This is a genomic window from Natrinema sp. LN54, from assembly GCF_052439245.1.
Taxonomy (GTDB): Archaea; Halobacteriota; Halobacteria; order Halobacteriales; family Natrialbaceae; genus Natrinema; species Natrinema versiforme_A.
In genome coordinates this window covers 57134-75305 of sequence record NZ_JBQVRP010000004.1, presented here as the reverse complement: position 1 = coordinate 75305, position 18172 = coordinate 57134, and the positions used below count along the sequence as shown (strand labels likewise).

General features: G+C 65.0%; 17 protein-coding genes. 4 read left to right on the top strand and 13 right to left on the bottom strand.

What is annotated here, in order from left to right; translation table 11 throughout:
* Positions 1-14: 14 nt before the first annotated feature.
* Positions 15-524 (bottom strand): metal-dependent hydrolase, encoded by a 510-nt coding sequence (locus ACT4ML_RS12765; protein WP_444721218.1) that lies wholly within the window; start codon positions 522-524, stop codon positions 15-17.
* 159 nt (positions 525-683) lie between these two features.
* Between ACT4ML_RS12765 and ACT4ML_RS12760 the strand changes: the two genes are divergently transcribed.
* Positions 684-1205, top strand: a complete 522-nt coding sequence (locus ACT4ML_RS12760; protein WP_444721217.1) for a DedA family protein — start codon at positions 684-686, stop codon at positions 1203-1205.
* Positions 1206-1297: 92 nt separating this feature from the next.
* Here the strand turns inward: ACT4ML_RS12760 and ACT4ML_RS12755 are convergent, their stop codons facing one another.
* The 6 genes from ACT4ML_RS12755 to ACT4ML_RS12730 form a co-directional block, all read right to left on the bottom strand.
* Positions 1298-2701 carry an aryl-sulfate sulfotransferase gene (locus tag ACT4ML_RS12755; RefSeq protein WP_444721216.1) on the bottom strand — a complete coding sequence of 468 codons (1404 nt, stop codon included), beginning with the start codon at positions 2699-2701 and terminating at the stop codon, positions 1298-1300.
* A 108-nt stretch (positions 2702-2809) separates the two neighbouring features.
* Positions 2810-3688: a universal stress protein gene (locus ACT4ML_RS12750; protein ID WP_444721215.1), complete on the bottom strand. Its 879-nt coding sequence runs from the start codon at positions 3686-3688 to the stop codon at positions 2810-2812.
* Between the two features lie 125 nt (positions 3689-3813).
* The gene (locus ACT4ML_RS12745; RefSeq protein ID WP_444721214.1) at positions 3814-4119 is read right to left on the bottom strand and encodes a HalOD1 output domain-containing protein; all 306 of its coding nucleotides are present in this window, start codon (positions 4117-4119) and stop codon (positions 3814-3816) included.
* Between the two features lie 109 nt (positions 4120-4228).
* A complete protein-coding gene (locus ACT4ML_RS12740; protein ID WP_444721213.1) occupies positions 4229-7384 on the bottom strand; it encodes a PAS domain-containing protein in 3156 nt (1051 codons plus the stop codon).
* Between the two features lie 127 nt (positions 7385-7511).
* The gene (locus ACT4ML_RS12735) at positions 7512-8564 is read right to left on the bottom strand and encodes a DNA-methyltransferase (protein WP_444721212.1); all 1053 of its coding nucleotides are present in this window, start codon (positions 8562-8564) and stop codon (positions 7512-7514) included.
* 167 nt (positions 8565-8731) lie between these two features.
* Positions 8732-9283 carry a hypothetical protein gene (locus tag ACT4ML_RS12730; protein ID WP_138245112.1) on the bottom strand — a complete coding sequence of 184 codons (552 nt, stop codon included), beginning with the start codon at positions 9281-9283 and terminating at the stop codon, positions 8732-8734.
* A gap of 468 nt (positions 9284-9751) precedes the next feature.
* Here ACT4ML_RS12730 and ACT4ML_RS12725 point away from each other — a divergent pair, with 468 nt between their 5' ends.
* On the top strand, positions 9752-10396 hold the full coding sequence (locus ACT4ML_RS12725) for a hypothetical protein (RefSeq protein WP_138245113.1): 645 nt from the start codon (positions 9752-9754) through the stop codon (positions 10394-10396).
* Positions 10397-10425: 29 nt separating this feature from the next.
* On the opposite strand, the gene ACT4ML_RS12720 is transcribed toward ACT4ML_RS12725, so the two are convergent.
* The 3 genes from ACT4ML_RS12720 to ACT4ML_RS12710 form a co-directional block, all read right to left on the bottom strand.
* Positions 10426-11019: an NADPH-dependent FMN reductase gene (locus ACT4ML_RS12720; RefSeq protein WP_138245114.1), complete on the bottom strand. Its 594-nt coding sequence runs from the start codon at positions 11017-11019 to the stop codon at positions 10426-10428.
* Between the two features lie 206 nt (positions 11020-11225).
* Positions 11226-11624, bottom strand: coding sequence for a hypothetical protein (locus ACT4ML_RS12715; RefSeq protein ID WP_444721211.1), 399 nt, complete (start codon positions 11622-11624; stop codon positions 11226-11228).
* A gap of 151 nt (positions 11625-11775) precedes the next feature.
* Positions 11776-14562, bottom strand: coding sequence for a PAS domain-containing protein (locus ACT4ML_RS12710; protein ID WP_444721210.1), 2787 nt, complete (start codon positions 14560-14562; stop codon positions 11776-11778).
* A 139-nt stretch (positions 14563-14701) separates the two neighbouring features.
* Here ACT4ML_RS12710 and ACT4ML_RS12705 point away from each other — a divergent pair, with 139 nt between their 5' ends.
* On the top strand, positions 14702-15724 hold the full coding sequence (locus ACT4ML_RS12705; RefSeq protein ID WP_444721209.1) for a M48 family metallopeptidase: 1023 nt from the start codon (positions 14702-14704) through the stop codon (positions 15722-15724).
* Positions 15725-15775: 51 nt separating this feature from the next.
* On the opposite strand, the gene ACT4ML_RS12700 is transcribed toward ACT4ML_RS12705, so the two are convergent.
* Positions 15776-16474, bottom strand: a complete 699-nt coding sequence (locus tag ACT4ML_RS12700; protein WP_444721208.1) for a Bax inhibitor-1 family protein — start codon at positions 16472-16474, stop codon at positions 15776-15778.
* 92 nt (positions 16475-16566) lie between these two features.
* Complete coding sequence (locus ACT4ML_RS12695) at positions 16567-16701, bottom strand: hypothetical protein (RefSeq protein ID WP_444721207.1); 135 nt, start codon at positions 16699-16701, stop codon at positions 16567-16569.
* 575 nt (positions 16702-17276) lie between these two features.
* On the opposite strand from ACT4ML_RS12695, the gene ACT4ML_RS12690 reads away from it, so the two are divergent.
* On the top strand, positions 17277-17504 hold the full coding sequence (locus ACT4ML_RS12690; protein ID WP_444721206.1) for a hypothetical protein: 228 nt from the start codon (positions 17277-17279) through the stop codon (positions 17502-17504).
* Between the two features lie 4 nt (positions 17505-17508).
* Here the strand turns inward: ACT4ML_RS12690 and ACT4ML_RS12685 are convergent, their stop codons facing one another.
* The gene (locus tag ACT4ML_RS12685) at positions 17509-18090 is read right to left on the bottom strand and encodes a DUF7110 family protein (RefSeq protein ID WP_444721205.1); all 582 of its coding nucleotides are present in this window, start codon (positions 18088-18090) and stop codon (positions 17509-17511) included.
* Positions 18091-18172: the final 82 nt, after the last annotated feature.

Here is an 18172-nt window from a genome sequence, read left to right as displayed (position 1 = left end):
TGGCGATCGGCGAGTTACTCCGACTGACGGCCTCGGACGCTGCCGTCTCGCGACCACCACTGTTTGACGGCGTCTAAATCGTCGGTGCGCCGCGCGACGATGGCGAGCGATACCGACCAGAGCAGGGGCGTCGCGATCACGCCGTGGACGTCGAGTCCGGGGGTCCACGTCGCCCGCAACGGGAACACCCACGGAATCGCCATCGGCGAGAGCGAATCGATGACGAGGTGTGACCCGGTCGCGAGCCCGGCGGCGAGCGCGAACGAGCGACGGCGACTGAGCGCGTACACCCCGCCCACGACCGACAGCACGAACAGGGGCGAATGCGTTATCCCGCGGTGGACGAACGGCCACCCCCACGCCGCCGGGAAGAGGAAGTCCGCGTCCGGGACGAACCCGAAGACGGCCCCCAGCCACGGCCCGACTCGCGGACCGACATCGGAGAACCCGCGAACGAGGGCGACGCCGACGAGAGCGTGTGTCGCGAACGCGACGGTGAGAAAGAAAACCAGCCCGAGTTCCATTGGCTCACCTATCGACTGAGACCCCGATATAAGTTATGCCGCGCTCCGATCGCCGAACGCGGATCCGAGACCACGAGAGCGCACGTACTTACGACGGCTGCAACTGCAAGCCCACGACTTCAGTCGTCCGATACGGTCAAATTCGAGACGACGAACGCGATGGTTCCCCTCCAACTCACCGAAACGCCGCCCTGGCTCGAGTCCCTGTTCACCTCGGAACTCGGGCTCGCAGTGCTGTTCGGGATCTGCGTCCTCGAGGGTGCGATGTTGCTGCGGTTCATGCCGAGCGAACTCGTCGTGCCGTCGGCGCTGGCGCTGATCGGATCGTCGATTCCGACGGCGGTTATGATCGTCACCCTCGCGGTCGTCGGGACGACGGTCGGCCAGCTCCTCCTGTTCGGGCTCGTCCGTCGGGCCGGCCGGGAGTACGTCCTGCGAAAGCGCTGGTTCCCGGTCACCGAGTCGCGACTCGAGCGGTTCGACGGCTGGTTCGACCGGTGGGGAAGTCTCGCCGTCGCCGCGAGCAATACGATGCTGTTCGTCCGGGGGCTGCTCACCGTCCCCGCCGGCTTATCGGAGATGGACGGCCGATCGTTCCTCGTCCTGTCGGCGGTCGGCTCGCTGTCCTTCCAGACGATTCTGGCCGGCCTGTACCTGCTCGGCGGCTATCTCCTCGTCTGAGCATGAGCGCGGCCGGTTGTCGCGGGAACCGCAGTCGGCGTCGGAACCGTCACGAAGCGAGGAAGCGACGTCGTCGAGGTCACGATCAGGGCTCAGTCCCCGCCCTGCCGGTAGACCGGGAGCCGGAACCTGACCCCCGCGTCCCGGAGCTGCCACCTGATCTCGAGGCCGGCCCAGAGCAGCCCCGTCAGGAGCGCGATCCCGACGGCCGCGAACTCCGACGCTCCCATCCAGACCGGGCTCGCGAAGAGGAGGCCGTTGTAGATCCGATGGGGGAGGATCGACTCGAGGAGGCCGCCGAGGAAGCCGAGCGGATCGACTCCGAAGAGCCCACTGCTCTCGTCGTCGCTCTCGGCCGTCGTCCGGGACTCGAGGCCGAGTTCCGCGGCGCTCTGCCCCCCCTCGCTTTCGGCGCCGGTCTCTAACCGTTCGGCCTCGTAGGGGAGCGTCGATTCGACCTGCCAGACGACGTCGCCGGAGGCGTTGACCTCCATGACGCGGTTGCCGTGGGTGTCGGTGATGAGCGTGTTCCCGTTGGGCAGTCGATCGGCGTCTCGAGGCCATTGGATTCGGTCGTCCGCCCACTCCCAGCTACGGGTCCACTCGCCGTCCTCGCGCTGGAACTCTTGGACGCGGCCGTTCTCGGAATCGGCGACGACGACGGCCGGTCCGCCCTCGCTTTCGGGGATGTAATCGGGATTGTGCTGTTCGTACTGGATGTCGTACTCGTCCTCCGCGCCGAGCGTCCAGTCGTCGACCAGCCCCTCCTCCCGGTCGAGGAAGACGACCTGATCCTGATTCCGGAGGCTGGCCATGATCCGGCCCTCCATCTCGCCCTCCTCGATGTATTCGACGTCGTTGATGTGCGCCCAGTCCTCCGGGTAGGGGCCGCCGCCCTCGACGGGGTAGTCGCTCTGGGCGTCCCAGAGCCACTCGACGACCTCCGTCTCGGTGTTCACGATGAACACCTGATCCGCGACGATGTCGGCGACGACGACGTGAGTCTCGTTGATGCGGTCCGCGTCGTGCCACTCGCCGGCGGTCTCCTTGTAATCGTAGCGCTCGTAGAGCACCTCGACCTCGCCGGTCGAGAGGTTCGCGCGCTCGATGACGTTGCGCGCACACGGCGGCTCGGAACAGGTCGGTCCCTCGGAGTGAATCGTGTCCGTCGCGGTGTACTCGACCGTCAACGGATCGCCCTCGACGGGATCGACGTCGAAGTACTTCGTCCGCGTATTATTGTAATAGAGGACCTCACCGTCGGGTTCGTAGGCGGTGATGGTGCCGGCCCGTCCGGACTCGGTGACGACCGTGTGGTTCTCCGTCGACGGTGCCTCCGGTACGTCGTCTTCCGTCGCCGTCGAGAGGTCGTTCGACGCCGCGCTGGCGACGACGGCCGCCGAGAGGAGGATCACGGCGACGAACACGACTCGAAGCCGATTTCGCGTGAGTATCGACCGGGCCCGAGCGAGCGGGGGGCGTGATCGGTCAGGCATTGAGTACTACCGAATACTGCTGTCCCCTCCGAAGTACCATTGTCCGTCGTTTGCAGTCTGTGACAGCCGGGTGCGAACTCGTGACCCGTCGGGTCGTCACCGCGACGCTCACTCTAGCTCGTCCGTCCGTCTCGTGGTCAGGACGGGGACGGGCGACGTCCGAATCACGCGCTCGGTGAAGCTCCCGAGCAGGTGGCGGTCGAGCCCGGTGTGGCCGTGGGTCCCCATCACGACGAGGTCGACCCCTTCCTCGTCGACGTAGGTCGTGATCTCTCGAGGCACGGGGCCGGCCGTAATCGACGTCCTGATCTCGTCGACGCCCGCTCGCCTCGCGGTCGCTTCGGCCTCGTCGAGGACGGCCTGGACGTTCTCCTCGAGTTGCGAGGAGAGTTGCGTCGATCCCGCGTCGATCACCTCCGGCAGTTCGTCGACGACCGACAGCAGGTGCAACGTCGCGCCGTGTCGTGCGGCGACCGACGCGGCTCGGTCCAGCGCGACCGACGCGTGGTCGCTGCCGTCCGTCGGCACGAGCACGTCGCCGTACGGATACACCCGTCTCGCTTCGTCGGCCGCACGAACGGTCAACACGGGTATCCCACTCCGGTTGACGACACAGTCCGTGGTGCTCCCGAGGACGTACTCGCCGATTCCGCGCCGGCCGTGGGCGCCCATCACCACGAGATCGAACTCGCCGCCGGTCGTGTACTCGACGATCGCGGTCCGCGGATCGCCCTGAACGACGTCCGTCTCGACGGAGACGCCTCGATCCTCGGCCAACGCAGCCGCGGCATCGAGGATCTCGTCGCCCTCTCGCTCGAGAACGTCGACGACGTCCGTTCCGAGCCGGGTCAAACTCGGTTTCTTCGTGTCCGCGACGTAGAGCAATTGGACTGTCGCCTCCCGGTCGGCGGCGATATCGAGCGCGTGCTCGAGGGCCGCCCTCGCGGAGTCGCTCCCGTCGGTCGGGACGAGGAGTCGAGTAGTCATGGATAGCGGTTCGGTACCGATCCGCTTACGTTTATGGGATGTCGTTGTCGGGGTCGACTCGCGTCAGCGACGAGCAGAAAGAGGGACAGCGTCAAAATCGCAACTATCGGCGCGAAAGAGAGCCCTTAGCGCTCGGGCGACTCGACGCGAATCTCGCCGTCCGCAGTGACCGTCACCAGACAGTCGCTGTATTCGAACGTTACCGATCCGCTGGAGCGCAGCCCGTTCGCACGCGGCTCGAACAGCCGCTCGAGCGCATCGGCGTTGATCGAGTAATGGAGCGGTTCGAGTTCGGTGACGTCTTCGTTACTGAACGTTGCGACGGCGTCTGCAACGGCAACGCTGAGCGGTTCGTCGTCGAGTCTATCGTATTGCACGGAATAGTGATCCCCCATCGCGGTCGACGGTGATCGTGAGGTCATTTCTGTCATTTATTGTACGTACCCCCAGTACGTCCGTGGGAAGTCATTCACCCGTTCACGAGTTATCGTAAAGAGTCTGATTGTTAACTGTGTAACGCCGTTCGAAATAGAGGGTTAATCAGTTAATGTCGGTCGCGGTCGACCCCTCGAACAGCGCCGCGAACAGCTTCCGTTCCGCGGATCGGACGTGCTTGTGAAAGGCGGGCGAGGAGATGTCCAGCGACGCGGCGATGTCCTCGCCAGTCGCCTGTCGCGGCCACTCGAAGAATCCACCGTGGTAGGCCGTCTGGACGACCTCGCGTTGCCGATCGGTAAAGCGGCCGAGCAAGGCGTTGCGCGCGGGGCCGCCGAGCGCGGACGGATCGTCCGTTCGCTGCTCGCGCCGAGCGACCATCGAAACCGACGGACCGCTTCGGGTGATCCCGGACAGGACGGCGCGGACTTCGGCGGCCTCCGGCACGTCGATGATCGCGCGGCCACCCGACTCGTCGGCCGCGAACTCGCGCAATCGCGCGCCGTGCGTATCGGCGATCGATCCGAGGAAGGGATCGGTCAGCTGTACCTGCAGGAGCGTTTGGTCCTCGTGCTCGGCGATCGTCGATACTCCGCTGATCCCGTCGATCGAACCGCGATCGATGCGTTCGGCCGGATCGTCCGCCAGTTCCTCGACGGCGACGAACGCGATCTCCGAGCCGTCGGCCCGTACCGTCGTGCCCTCGTAGGAGACGGGTTCGCCGAGAAACGCCGCGAGTCGACACAGGGTCGCATCGGCCGCGACCTCGAGTTCCACTTCGGTGTAGTCGTCTCTCACGAGCGCGTTCTTCCGTTTGACCGCATCGATCGCGTAGGCGATCGTTTCGCCGAGTTCCGCCAGCGTCGACCGGAGCGTCTCGTCGAACGCGTCCCGTTCCTCGCCGTAGATCGACAGGACGCCGTAGAGGAAGCCGTCGTAGACGAGCGGCACGGCGTAGACGGACTGGAAGCTTCGCGACAGCGCATCGCCCCGCCACTCGCCGTCGTGGACCGACTCGGCGACGTTTTCGACGGAGACCGGCGCTCGCGTGCGCGCCGCCCGTCCCGCCGGTTCGGCGGCCGACTCGTCGACCGTCGTTACCGTCACCGCGTCGAGATACTCCCGTTCGAGACCGGCTCGAGAGAGCGGTTGCAGCTGATTGCCGCTCGGGTCCGGCTCGCCGATCCACGCGAACGAACATTCCTCGAGTTCGGCGAGCAATTCGGGGACTCCGCGCTCGATCTCGGTTCGGGACTCGGCCAGCAACAGGAGCTGTTCGATCGATTGGCGCACCTCGTTGGCCTCGTTGAGCCGCTCGAGGTGACGGTTCTGTCGCTTGAGCTCGCGCTCGCGGTCGTGTAACCGTCGGGTCCGTCCGATGCGATCGAGCGCGGCTTCGGCCGTCGCCGCGAACAGCTGGGCGAGTTCGACGGTGTCGTCGTCGTACTGGGCGGGTTCGGCCGAGAGCGCGACGAAGACGCCGTGTTCGCCGAGCGGGACGTAGAGACCGCTCCGGGCGGCGGTCGACTCGTCGTAGACGTTGGCCGCGTCTCTGACATCGTCGTACACCGACGAATCACCGCTGACGAACGTGTCCCAGACGATGCTGTCGTTCGGCTGGAGCCGCGGCGGCGAACCGAACGCCGACTCGAGGGCCGGCGACCACGCCGCCGGGGCGAGTTCGTTCGCCTGATCGTCGAACCGGTAGACGACGCCGTCGAGATCGAGCACGTCGGTCGCGATGTCGACGATGTACTCGCACGCGTCCGCTTTCGAGTCGACGGTCAGCAGGTGTCCGGTCGCCTCGTGTAAGGCGTTGAGCGCCTCCTGATACTGGACCCGCTCGGTGACGTCGTTCGCGACCCCGATCACGCGGTCGACGGTATCGTCGTCGTCCGTGATCGGTCGGTACCACGTTTCGAAGACGCGATCACCGAGCCGTCTGCGCGAGGTGACCGTCTCCCCCTCGAGGGCCGTCTCCGCGTCGGCACAGGCCTCGGGATAGTCCTCGAGCAGGTCCGAAAACGAGTTGCCGACGACGTCCTCGGGGTCGAAGCCGAGGTTCGAGAGTCCGCTGCCTTCCGAGAGCGTGAAGGTGCCCTCGTCGTCGAGGGCGAACAGGACGACGGGGACGTTCTCGACCAGCGTCTGTAACCGCTCCGTCCGCTCGGTCAGGTCCCGCTCGCGCTCGACGCGCTCGGTCACGTCCCGCCAGTAGACGGAGATCCCCGACTGCGAGGGGTAGATTTGCGCCTCGATCCAGGCGTCGTAGCGCTCGTAGTACCCTTCGGCCGTCCGCGGCTCCTGAGACGCCATCGCCTCGACGGCCTCGTGCTGGAAGACCGTCCCGGTCATCTCCGGGAAGACGTCGAGAATATGCCGACCGATGAGCTCCGATCGGTCGAAATCGAGCTGTTCGAGCGCGCGATCGTTGATATACGTGAACCGCCAGTCCGCATCGAGCGCGTAGAACGAATCCGTGACGCGCTTGAACGACTCGCTCAACTCCTGCTCGATGCGGTGATACTCCGTGATGTCCCGAATCGAAGCGATGACACCATCGACGGCGTCGTCCTCGAGTCGGTTCGTCAGGACGGCCTCGTGGACGTACCAGTCCCCGTCCGCGTGCTGGCACGTGTACTCGACGGTTCGTGACGCGCCGCAATCGGACTCGAGGACGGCGTCGAGCGCGTCCATCACCGTTTGCGCGTCGTCGGGGCGGATATAGTCGCGAATGTGGGTCCCGCACAGTTCGTCGGGCTCGAATCCCCCGACGTCTTCGACGGCCGGGCTGGCATAGGAGATATCGCCGTCGGCGTCGATGACGAGCAACAGGTCCGAGGAGTGTTCGATCAACGTCTGTGACCGCTCCGTTCGCCGGTCGACAGTTCGCTGCATCGCAGCGAACTCGACGGCCCGGCGGAGCCGCTGGGCCAGTAGCCGGGGCTCCTGAATCGTCGTCTTGGCGATCACGTCGGGATCGCCGGGCAGGCGGTCGATCGACTCGGTTCGCGCCGGATCGACGGCGTAGACGATCGGACACGCCTCGCCGACGGCGTCGAACACGTCGCGGTCGTCGGTCAGGAGGCAGTTCGCCGCGTCGAGCTGTCCGTCAGTGACCGCAGACGCGGTCGCGACCGCGTCCGTCACGGTCACCGACTCGTCTGCGAGCCCCGCCGTCGCCGTCCGAATCCACTCGGACGAACCGACGACGAGGGCGTGTACCGGGGTCGTCTCGGCGTCCTCGAGACCGCGGGCCATACCGCTGGGTAGGTCGGCACGGGTAAAAACTTCGCGTCGTTTGCAGTTTCAACGAGCGAACCACTGTCGAGACGCTCCCGAACGGGTGGACGAGAGACGGAAGAGATCGAAACGGTCCGGCGATGACTCACTCGAGGACGAGCGGCGCGTGCTCGACCCGGTAGCCGTCGTCGATCCCCTCGATATCGCGGACTTCGCGCAGTCGGATGCCGCGTTCCATCCCCGTCACGACCGGCGTCTCGTAGTAGTCGGCCTCGTACTCGAACCCCTCGCCGTCCTCGCGGCGGCGCTCGACGAACTCCCGGTGGCGCTCGAGGCGCGCCCGGCCGACCGACCGCGACAGCGCCGGGACCTCGTCGACGCCGTCGTCGAACACCTCGAGGAAGGCGTCCTCGAGTTCGGCGCCGACGGAGTTCCGGCCGGCACACATCGCCGCGAGCGTGGTCGTCCCGGTCCCCCAGAACGGGTCGAGGACGGTGTCGCCGTAAGCCGAGTACATACAGATCAGGCGGTAAGGGATCTCGAGCGGGTAGGCCGCGGACCGCTCTCGGAGTTCGTCGTCGGTCGCGTCGATCGACTGCAGTTCGCCCGTGACGTCGGTCCAGACGTCCGTGAACCACTGGTTGCGCTCCTCCCAGAAGTAGGCGGCCTCGTACCGGCGGTCGGCCTTGGGCTCGAACTCGCGGCTCTCGGCCCCCTTTCGGAACACCAGAATGTACTCGTGCTCGAGCGTGACGTAGGCGTTCGGCGGGATCATCCCGCTGCCCATGAACTTGGCCGCGCTGTTGGCCGGTTTGCGCCAGAGCACGTCCGGCAGCGGCTCGAACCCGCGTTCCTCGAAGGCCTCGAGCACGCGGGCGTGATTCTGGTAAACCCGAAAGCTGCCGTCGACCGACCGGGTCGCGTCGCCCACGTTGATACAGGCGATCCCCCCATCGACCAGCACCCGCTCGAGTTCGTCCCAGACGCGCTCGAGTTGGGCGTGCATCGCCTCGAACGCGGCGCGGCCGTCCCCGTTGGCCAGCGCGTCGCCGACGGCGGGATCGAGCTCGGTAAAGAGGTCGTCCCACATTTCGATCATCGGATACGGCGGGGACGTGACGACGAGTTCGACCGACTCGTCGTCCACCCCCGAGAGATCGCGAGAGTCACCGACGAACACGCGGTGGGTCGTCTCCATTGGGTTCACACTGTCGGCGTGGCTCCCTTAGGTGCTTCGTCAGGCGGCGCTCGAGCCCGTCGGTTACCGAGGTCGGCGATGGGACGCGAGTGAGGGATCAAAAACGACGAGCGGGACGCAGCGACCGATCGGAAACGGTCGAATCCAGTCGGGACGGCAGGTCGGCGTTACTCCTCGATTTCCTCGTCCGTCTCCTCGGCTCCGGACTCCGCCATGTCCTCCGTCTCGCTTTCCTCCTCGGACTCCCCGCCCGTCGCCGGTTCGAACTCCTCGATCGGCTCCCACTCCTCTTCCTCGCCGGAGGAGAGGCGACGCCGGAGGAGCACTGCCCCCGCGACGGCACCGAGCATGAGGAGGATCCCCGGAAGCCGTCGCGAGCCGGAGTCGTCCGTCTCCGACTCGGACTCCTCCGTCATCTCGGACATCCCGCCGGTCTCCTCCGTCGTCTCCATCACGTCCTCGATGATCTCCGGCTCCTCGAGGTCCTCGATCGGGGAGTCCTCGAGTTCCGGGGACTGTCGGCCCACGAGAAAGCCGACGGCCGCCCCGAGGCCGAACAGGGCCCCGGCAAGCGGCAGCCGACCGCCGGATCGAGAGCCCTCGGATTCCTCGACGGCCTCGAGAATCGAGTCGCGCATGGGAGAGTCCATTCCTTTGTTGATCGCTTCTTTGACGATGAGCTCGGACAGCGTTTTGTCTTGTTGTTCCATCTCGGGCATAATCCGCCACGACCACACCGCCGTACATAGTTCTATCCCCTGTTTCCGTCAGTGACCCGGGCTCGACACGTATTATTGTAAAATTACCCGCCCCAACACGTCGTATAACGACCGTCTACTGAGTCTCCAACTATCAGGGTGCGGGGCGATAGCAGTGTACATTACCGATCGGTGGCTCGAGCGCGTCCCTCGAGAGATGCCCTGTACTGGGGAAAATAGATCGTGTGGGACTTCACTCGTCGACTGGCCGACCGGCGACCGTTCGCGGAGGAGACTCGTCCGCGCGGGCGCGGGCGATCGACGATGACGCCGAGCGCGACGAGCGATATCGTCTGCGATCGGACCGCGATCGCGATCGATAAATCGGACTCTTCCCGTCGTATAAGGTCACAGCGGAGCGGCCAGTCGCGGCTCGGCTCGGAGAATGCCTTCCATAACGAAAGGGGTGCCACCGAAAGGAGACGTGATATGAGCGTCATCCGCCAGCCGGAGGTGCTCGGCCGAACGACGCGGCGACGCGTCGTCGGGGTCACCGCCGCGCTCTCGGCTGCGGCCGTCGAAACCCTCGCGGTCGGCCTCTGGTTCGGTCTCGTCGTCGGCTCGCGGACGACATCGACCGCGCTCGCGGGGCTCGGGATCCTCTTCTGTGGCTCCCTGCTCAGAACGGGTATCTTCGGCGCGACGGTCAGCGAACTCGACGACCTCCTCGAGCCACACCGACTCAGTGCGGTGGTCGTCCTCACCACCGGCTGGGTCGTCTGGCTGCTCGCCGCCGAACTGATCGGCGGCACCACCGGTGCCGCCATCGCGACGACCTTCCTCGCCGGAATCCTCACCGCACAGTTCGTCCTCGAGCGATACGCGTTCAGGCTGCCGGCGAACTACGACGTGACGTTCACGCCGGTGGTCCCGGGGGTGTTGATGGCCGCCGGTGCGTCGGCGCTGCTCGCGACCGCGTGGTTTACCGACTGGGGGCTCTCCTCAGCGCCGGTCGCGCTCGGGTTCACGACGGTCGTCGTCCGGATCGAGGCGCTGCACATCGGCGCACTCGTCTTCGCGCTCTTCGCTTTCGTCGCCCACCAGCGCCGGTTCCAGCGGCTCCTCGATCCCTGAGTGGCGTGGCAGCGGGCGGTATCAGCCGCTCACTTCCCCTGTGCGCCCACGTTCTGATCGCTCTCGAAGGAGGCCGGATCCGGTTCGATCGCCGCGTACTGGACCGCCCGCTGGCCCAGCGTTCGGACCCGCGTCTCGAGTTTCGGATCGACGAACTCGCCGTCCTCGAAGGCGGCGCTCGCGTTCGGAACCGCCGCCTCGTGGGGGATCACCCACGCGTTCAGCGCCCGACAGACCGAGCGCATGTGTTCCAAGGTCGTCACGGGAAAGGCCCCGCCCGAGACGGCGAGGAGTCCGACGGTCGCGTCCGCGAACTCGTCGAATCCGCAGTAGTCGATCGCCGTCTTCAGCGGCGAGGCGTAGGAGCCGTGGTACATCGGCGACCCGAGAACGATCGTGTCGGCCGCGCGCACGCGAGCCGCCAGTTTCTCGGCGTCGCCGGCCGCCTCGCGATCGCGATCCGCGTCGAAGATCGGCAACTCGTACTCGCGGAGGTCGAGCAGTTCCGTCTCGGCTCCGGCCTCCTCAGCGGCCGAGAGCACGACCTCGAGTGCGGTCCGGGTGTGACTCTCCTCGCGGAGACTGCCACAGAGTGCGACCACGCGAACATCGCTGTCGCTCATGGCCGTCCGGACGACGGGGAACGGGAAAAACGGTCCGAACGAAACGGGTGCTGACACGACTTTCGTTCGTCTCGATCGGCCGCGGTTCGGGACCCACGGTGGCACTGTTCACTGCGAGTTCTGCGAGGTGTGCTGGCGATCGAAATCGGGTGACGATCGACTGCCGAAACGGACGTCGCGGAAAAACGGAATCGGCGGAATCGGCCTTACGCGCTCGCTGCAGCGGTGCTCGACGTCTGGAAGCTCCCGTACACGCCGGCGATCGACAGGATCGCGATGAGCGCACCGGCGACACCGCAGATCCCGAGTACCAGCTGGCGATCGACGCCGAAGGCGACCGTCGGTGCGACCGCGATCCAGATACCGAGCAGCGCGAGGATCGCCGCGAGGACGATACTCGGCGACCGCTTCTCACCCGTTCGGTACGCGTGGAACGACGCGAGGATCGCGGTCAATGCACCGACGAGCACGTTGTGAAGACCCATCGTTCCCGTGACCGTGAAAACGACGGTCGATACCATGACGAACGCGCCGAGTGCCGCCGTCAGCCCGGCCGTTCGTTCGACCAGCACCGACGCACCGTCCGCGGATCGTGTCCGACTCATACGTGCTCGTAGTGAGTGCCACCTATTTGAGAGCGTCGATCGTATCCCACAGCTGGTAACTTCACCGGGCCTCGAGATCAGACCGGTCGACGATCCGTACTGACCGCTCGGCGGCGTTGCGATCAGTGTGGAAATCGGTTCAGTGGCTACTTCACTCGGCCGCCGGAAGCGTAAACGAGAACGTCGTCCCCTCGCCGGGCTCGGACTCGAGCCAGATCTCGCCGCCGTGGCGTTCGACGATGCGCTGGCACAGCGCCAGCCCGATGCCCGTTCCCTCGTACTCCTCGTGGGTGTGCAGCCGGTCGAAGACGGTGAACACGCGCTCCTGGTCGGCGGGATCGATTCCGATCCCCGAATCGTGGACCGAAATCGCCCACTCTTGGCCCCGGCGGTCCGCGTCGACGCGCACTCGCGGCGGCTCGTCGCCGTGGTAGGTGAGTGCGTTATCGAGGAGGTTCTGGAGCACCTGTCGCAACTGGCTGGCGTCGCCCTCGACGACGGGGAGGTCGTCGACGGTCACGTCGGCATCGGTCTCCTCGATATGGAGCTGCAGATCGTCGAGAACGTCGGCGAGGACGCAGTCGAGGTCGACCGGCTCGAGGGGGTCGCCGCCCGTCTCGACGCGGGAGTACGCGAGGAGGCCGTCGATCATCTCGCGCATGCGTTCGGCCCCGTCGACGGCGTAGGCGAGGAACTCCTCGCCGTCCTCGTCGAAGGCGTCGTCGTACCGGGCCTCGAGCAGTTGCAGGTAGCTCGTGATCATGCGGAGCGGCTCCTGGAGGTCGTGGGAGGCCGCGTAGGCGAACTGCTCTAAGCGCTCGTTCGACTCCTTGAGGTCGTTCTCGAGGCGTTTCCGATCGGAGATGTCGGAGATGATCCCCTCGAGGGTCGCGCGCTCCCCCTCGTCGGCGGCGAGGACCCGGCCGTACGAGCGGACCCACCGAATCTCGCCGTCGGCGGTTTCGATGCGGTAGGTCACCGAGAACGGCTCCCGGTCGTCGGTCGTCCGCTGGATCGCGTTCCAGACCGCCTCGCGGTCCTCGTCGACCATGATGTCCTCGCCGTAGTCGACCGTTCCCCGCTCCAGCGCGTCCGGCTCGTAGCCGGTGATCTCGCGGCAGGCGTCGCTGACGAACTCCATCGGCCAGCCCCGCTCGTTGCGGCAGCGATAGACCATCCCGGGAACGTTCTCCATCAGCGCCGAGAGCTGGCGCTCGCGCTCCTCGAGGGCCCGTTCGTACTCCCGGCGCTCGGTGATGTCGGTCAGCGTCACGACTGCGCGGCTCACGTTCCCGCGTTCGTCTCGGACCGGCATCCCGTGTTCCATGACGATCCGTCGGTCGCCGTCGAACGGCTCGATCTCGTAGACGTTCGGCTCCGACACCGCCTCGCCCCGTAGCACCTGCGACATCGTCCAGTCCTCGGGATCGACCGGCTCACCCGTCTCCGCCCAGACCGCCGAGTACTTCTCGTACTCCGTGACGTCGTCCGCATCGAAGACGTCACCGCCCCAGATCTCCTTCGCGGCGTTGTTCGCCCTGAGCAGCGATCCGTCCTCGTCCGCGACCACGACACCGACGGGTAACACGTCGAACAGGGTCTGGATCTCCTTTCGCTGCTTCTCGGCCTCGAGTTCGGCCCGTTTCCGGTCCGTGATATCCGTGAGCGCGCCGGGGAACGTGACCGGGTTCCCGTCCTCGTCTCGCTCGACGTGACCGCGAGCGACCACCCACCGGAGGTCGTCGTCCGCGTTCCAGACGCGGTACTCCTCCTCGTAGGTATCGCCGGTCTCGACAGCCTCATTGATCGCCGCCGCGACGCGGTCGCGGTCGTCCTCGTGAATCGCGTCGATAAACTTCTCGAGGGGCACGCCCTCGCGAGCGGCGTCGGGATCGATCCCGAACGTGTCCGCGAACGAGGTCCCCACGATCATTCGGTTCTCGGGAATGTGCCACTCCCACGTCCCGACTGCGCCCGCCTCGGTCGCGGCCTCGAGCTGTTCCTTCGCGTCGCGGAGGTGGCGCTCGCGCCGCTTGCGCTCGGTCACGTCGCGATCCGAGACGATGATCGAGACGACCTCGCCGTCGTCGTTCGTGACCGGTCTGAAGACGCCGTTTATGGTGTACCGGTCGCCGTTCGGCCGGGTGAGTTCGGTCTCGAACTCGACGTACTCGCCGGCCGCAGCCCGTTCGGTCCACTCGCGGGCCTCGGACTGGAGGTCGTCGGCTCGCTCGTCCCCGCCGCTCGCGATCCACCACGGGGTCTCCCAGAAGGGGTCCCCGGTCACGTCCTCGAGGTCGGCGTCGACGTACTCCATCGCCGTTCCGTTGATGTCCAGTACCGTTCCGTCGGGCTCGAGCAGGCCGACGAGGATGTTCGGATCGTCGAAGATTGCGTCGAAGCGGCGCTCGGTCCGCGCGTGCTCGATCCCCGTCGCGAGGACGTTCGCGACGCTCCGGACGAAGGTCACGTCGCGGTCCGTGAACTGTCGCTGCTCGGTCGCGTGGACGCCCAGAACACCCCACGGGTCATCCGCACAGCCGATGACGACGCTGATCCCGCTAACGACGCCGTGATCGGCGAGTAACTCGGACCCCGACACCGCTGCAGTGTGCAGGTCCTCGACGACGACTGGTCCGTCAACGTGCAGTGCGCGACCCGTCTGCGAGTCGGGGGCGGTCGAAACGTGAGTTCCGACGCACTCGTCGCTCCAGCCGGCTCCCTGTCGAAGGCGTCCCCCGTTCCCCTCGGGACACACCTCGAGCACTGAGGCGTACTCGACATCGACCGTCTCGACGACTGCACTAGCGGCGTCGCCGAGCAACTGCTCGAGGTCATCGGTCTCGAGCGCACGCTCCCCGAGGTCGGCGACGACCTCCTGCTGCCGGAGAGAGGCCCGTGCTGCAGAGTCGAGATCCGCACGCGAAGCTGAAGTCATTCACGATACATTTTACCGGGAACCGAATAAGCCCTTCCCCGTCGGGCGCGTGCGATTCCGTCGTTGCCTCCGGCACAGAATGCGGAACACCCATTACCGGTGGTCACGGAATCGCTCGCATAGAGGTGGCAACGAGGTGATGAGACACGCTCGGCTCCGGCTGTCGCTGCTCTCGCGGATGGGCGTCGCACTGGCCGTGTTGCTCGTCGTCTCGGTCGCCATCGCCGTCACGGCGATCGTCGCCGGCGGCGTACTCGCGTGGCTCGTGCTCCTGCCGGTCCTCTACGCGCTCGAGACTCTCCTGTTGCCGGTTTTCGGCGAGTACTACGGATTACTCCACTGGGTACTCACGGACCCCGCTCCCGTCGTGATCGCAGCCGGGACCGTCCTGCTTCCGCTCCTGTACTTTCGGCCAGTTCGAGCCAAGATCCGGGCGTTCCGGACGGAACTTGGGAAGGCGGGCGCGCCGGCGTCGGAGACACACCCCGAACTGGCTGAAGTGGTCCGCCGGCTCGCCCAGCAGGCGGACGTTCCGGAGCCGGACATCTACGTCGCCGACCGGCGGCGGCCGGAGTCCTACGCCCTCGGCGGACGGCCCGACGGTACCGTCATCGTCACGACGGGGCTCCTGAATCGGCTCTCGGCGGCGGAACTCGAGGCCGTTCTCGCCCACGAGCTCAGCCACCTCGTCAACGGCGACAGCCGCATCATGAACCTCGTACTCGTCCCGATGCTCATCGCCGAGCAGGTCGGCTCCGACGACCCACCGTCGCGGAGGCTGCTGGTCTCCCAGCCGCTCGCCTATCTGGCCCACCTCGTGCTGTGGGCCGCCCTGTCGGTGCTGACGACCGTCCAGCGATGGGCCTGTCAGCTGGCAATCGCCGTCCTCTCGCGCAGTCGCGAACTCGCGGCCGACCGCGGCGCTGCGGAACTGACCGGCTCCCCGAGCGACCTCGCCAGCGCGCTCGAGGCGCTCTCCGACAACCGAGAGCGCCCGCGAGAGGACAAACGCACGTGGGCCAAATCCGCCGGTGCGCTGGACATCCTCCCGCGCGAGACGGCGGTCGGCTCGCGGGGGCTGCTCCGGACCCACCCCGATATCGAGACGCGGCTTCAGCACCTCGAGACGATGGTCGTCGAGCGAACGAGCGCCGGGCAATGAGGCCGGTTGCGACGACGGTCGGGACCTGGATCGAAACGCGTGGACCGCCGATCAGTTATTGAGGAGGGAGAGAACGTACAGCACCAGCCGCAGGATGTGGATGAAAACGCCCATCACGGCGACGTAGATGCCGATGGCGTTCCGGATCGGGCTCGCGTACCTGCTCTCCTTGACGGCCCAGATCTCGTACGCGAGGTCCGTGACGAAGCCGAGGAAGAACAGGACGGACGCGAACACCATGAGCATGGGATTGAGGAAGAAGCCGACGGCACCCGCGGCGAAGCCGGCGATGAACAGCCCCTTCGAGTAGGTCTGCCAGCGCGCGAACGATCGGTCAGTGCGGTAGACGACGAGCACGATACCGGCCGTGAGGAGTCCGGTTACGACCGTCGTAATGGCGAGGGCCGGAATTCGAAGCGCAGGAGGTGCGATCACGAGAATCGCGGACCCGAGGAGCGTATAGCCGAACTGGATCAGCGTGACGCCGGCGCCTGCGACCGGAACGTTCCCCGATTGGATTCCCTTGTTCGACACCCAGAAGCCGCCACCGATCGTGGCGGCGAAGGTGGCGATTCCGATGAAGTAGTTCGAGAAGAGAACGAGACCGAGATCCGCGAGCGGGGTGTAACTCCCCACCAGCATCAACAGGATATTCACCGCGACGAGCGCGGTCGCGATCCCCGCGACCTTCGAGACGTTGACTGTCGGCGCGTACTGATCGGTCTGTGTACTGCTGTGAACTGATGACATATCCGTGAACACAACTATAGAATTAGTTGATAAATATTACTGTGCTAGTTGCGGAGACCAACGATTTCGTAAAGCGGCCGAACTGCAACGGCTTATCGACGCCGATCAAACTCCTGCAGCGCCGTGCTGCCGCAGGCACACACGCGCTGTGCGCTCACAGTCTCGGCGATCGTTACTCGAGTGCAGTCCTCACACCGGCGGACGGCCCACGTCTCCTGCATACTCATTACCCCGTCTCGGACGGCAGCGGCCTTAAGCGACCCGTGAGTGCGGCGTCCGTACTCGTCGTGTTGTTACGGCAGGGAAAAGGAGTGGCTCGAGCGATCTCCCTCGACTCCGGTCTGAGAATTAGAACCCAAGCACCACCCACCCGTAGTAGTCGGTGACAATATCTATCACCCCCGACGCGACCGCCAAGGCCATCGCTGCACAAATCACAAGTGTACGTGACTATCGACTACACCGGCTTCCCGCCGTATGCAGATCGAGCCGGACTGAACTGGTGGACCTTCCTCCAAATGACCCTGAACATGGACTTCCATCTAAGCGAGCGGGCCGTGATCCACTCAGAGATGCCGGCGACGCTACAGAAAGTGGTCTTATAGAGCTATGCGAACTGCTTGGAGAGTCAACGAAATCTGTCCACGTTGTAACGATGATAGCGATATATGGCTGTTCGAGAAAGACGAAGGAAGGAGTGTGAAAAAGTGTTATACCTGTCACTCATGTGGCTGCGAGTGGTCGGAGATGACTGAATCATAGTCAACTAAAAGTCGCCTCAGTATATTCTCTATCAGACCAGATGCCCAGATTCAAAGAAGGTGACCGTGTGCGCGTTGATATACCGGACGAAACGGACCCTGACCACGATCAATACCACGGTCGTCATGGAACCATCGTGGAGATACTGGAAGACGACGCAGGAGCAGAAACGGGATATGACCAAGACTCTTTCTTGTTTCGGCTCGAGTTTGAATCAGATGAGACGATGGATTTTCGGAGTCGAGATTTACGACCTTCGTTGAAGTGATATATTAATCTGAGATGAATTTGTTGTCCCGCCAATTGACGCCACCTTGGTCTGAACCTTGATTGCGTGGTCTTTCGACGACCTCAATAGTGGCCGGCCGCGGCTCACCGTCAACAATCCGGGTTGCCTCAAGATCACCGGCATGCTCAGTAATCGCCGTCAGAGTGCCTTTCTCTGTGGCTTCGGCAATTCCACAGAGGACCAGGAACATCTGGTACTGTAACAGCGAGTTCTGGAGGACAGTCTCGCGGTCGCCCTTGAACGCGGCGTATTCCACGAGTTCAGACTCTATCTCTTCTTCCTCCTCGTCCCAGCGGGAAGATTTCTGTCGTCGCTCATCGGGGTCTTCCTCATAGACCCGGTTCTCCGTGACGCTGGCCTTGAGCTGGGCCGCCGGTGTGTACTTGCTAACGGATTGATCCTCGGTGTCGGCTTTGAGAATCAATGTGTTGTTGCGCCGTGTAATCTCAACATCGTCGATCCCATCGGGCAAGGTCGCCTCGTCGATGTGCTCATGAAGCTCATCGAGAGGCAGCTCGAGCGTTGAGTGCAACCGGTATACCTGTCTGGATTCCTCTGTAGACATAATGGGAAAGTGTGCGGTGACTAGTAGGAGCGCATGACGTAAAAAGCCACTATTATACCTTAGATATTAGACGGAAGCTCTA